This window comes from Janthinobacterium violaceinigrum (assembly GCF_009208555.1).
GTDB lineage: Bacteria > Pseudomonadota > Gammaproteobacteria > Burkholderiales > Burkholderiaceae_D > Janthinobacterium > Janthinobacterium violaceinigrum.
The window spans coordinates 1-2,122 of record NZ_WFLI01000085.1 but is presented as its reverse complement, the minus strand read 5'-3'; the positions used below and the strand labels follow the sequence as shown (position 1 = coordinate 2,122).

The window sequence follows — 2,122 nt, the reverse complement described above, 5'->3', positions numbered from 1 at the left end:
GCCTGGACAACCGTGCCGGCAGCCTGGCGCAGACGGGTACCGGCCTGATGACGGTGAACGCTACCGGCCAGCTGGACAACACGGGCGGCAAGATCGAGGGCAATGGCGATGCGCTGGTGAAGGCCTCCACCTTGCTGAACAACACGGGCCGCATCGTGGCGGCGCAGGATGCCACATTGAACGTGGGCAGCCTGGATAATACGGAAGGTACGGTGGCGGCAGGCCGCAATCTGGCATTGAGCGGTGGCGACATCGACAATACCAAGGGCCAATTGCAGGCCGTGGCCGGCAACGCCACCCTGAACGTGGCGAACTTGAACAATACCGCCGGCAATGTGTTTGCCGGCGCCAACCTGAGGACCACGCTCGATACCTTGAGCAATACGGGCAGCCTATATGCGGCAGGCAATCAATCCCTGACCGCAACAGGCGCCATCACGAACACGGGCGTCATCGCGGCACAGGGCAACACCAGTATCACGGCAAAGATCCTCGACAGCAGCGCAAGCAGCTTGCTCGGTGCGGGCATGCAGGCCGATGGCAAGCTGGGCACGGCCGGCGACCTGACGATCAGCACTACACAAACGCTGGCTGCGCACGGCCAAAACCTGGCGGCAGGCAATGCCAACCTGACTGGCGGTACGCTCGATATCGGCGGCAGCCAGACCAGCGCCGCGAACATCGGCCTGACGGCAACAACGGGTGACGTCAGCACGAACAAGGCGGTCGTCACGACGCCAGGCACGCTCAACATCACGAGCAATGCCACTTTGCACAACACGGAAGGCACGGTGCAGGCAGGCCAGCTCGATTTCCACGTGGGTAACCTGGACAATACCAAGGGCATATTGATCCAGACGGGCACGGGCGATACCGTCATCCAGACGGGCAATCTCGACAACAGTGCCGGGCGCATCGCCGTCAATAGCGCCAATCTCACTCTGGGCGCGGCCAGCTTGACGAATGCGGGCGGCAAGATCGAACATGCGGGTGCCGGCACCCTGGCCATCACGGCAGCCACCTTGCAGGGCGCCGGCGGCAGCATCATCGGCAATGGCGCCGTCGATCTGAAGGCCGGCCTGCTTGACCACGCCAACGCGACCACCACGGGACGCTCCCTGAGCGTGCAGGCCGACAGCCTGAGCAACCGGGGCGGCCATCTGCTGCAGACGGGTACCGGTAATATGCATGTCGCCGTCACGGGTTTGCTGGACAATACGAGTGGCGAAATCGCTGGCAACGGCACCTTGTCGGTGCAGACCGGCAGCCTGGACAACACCAAAGGCAAGATCACTTCGGCCACGTCCGCTGATATCGTCAGTACCGGCGCACTCGTCAATACCGATGGCGTGATCGCGGCGGCAACCGATCTGCACCTGGGTGGCGCCATCGACAATACGCGCGGCTTGCTGCAGGCAGGCACTGGCGCCTTGCGCCTGGATGCGGCCAGCGTGCGCAATGCGCAAGGCACGCTCAGCGCGGGCAGCGATATCATCGCCAAGGTCAGCGGCGACGTGCTCAACGCGGGCGTGCTGTATGCGGGACGCAACCAGAGCCTGGAGATCGGCGGTGTACTGAGCAATACGGGTTCGCTGGCTGCCCAGGGCAATACGGCGATCACGGCGGGCAGTCTGAGCGGCAACGGCCTGTTGGCGGCCGGCATGCGTGCCGATGGCAGCTTTGCCTCGGCCGGTGACCTGACCGTGACGGCCCGTGGCGTCTTGCAGGCTGGCGGCCAGAACATGGCGGCCGGCCAGCTGCAGATGACGGGCGCGTCGGTCGACGTGGGCGGCAGCCAGAGCAGTGCGGCGCATATCGGCTTGACTGCCCTGGCGGGCAATGTGACGACCAGCAAGGCCATCGTGTCGACCAATGGCCTATTGAGCATCACGGCTAGTGCCGCCAATGGCCAGGCACTGGTCAACCAGGGCGGCAGCCTGAGCGCGGGGCAACTGTCCCTGCGCGTGGCCAACCTGGACAACGCCAAGGGCACCTTGATACAGACGGGCACGGGCGACACCGTCATCGAGACGGGCGCGCTGGACAATACGGGCGGGCGCATCGCCGTCAACAGCGCAAATCTGCGCCTGCAGGCGGGCGACCTGACGAATATCGACGGCAA

General features: G+C 64.7%; 1 protein-coding gene. It reads left to right on the top strand.

The window, feature by feature from the left end:
* On the top strand, positions 1–2,122 hold a 2,122-nt coding region (locus tag GCN75_RS28690; RefSeq protein WP_193317704.1), incomplete at both ends, for a beta strand repeat-containing protein.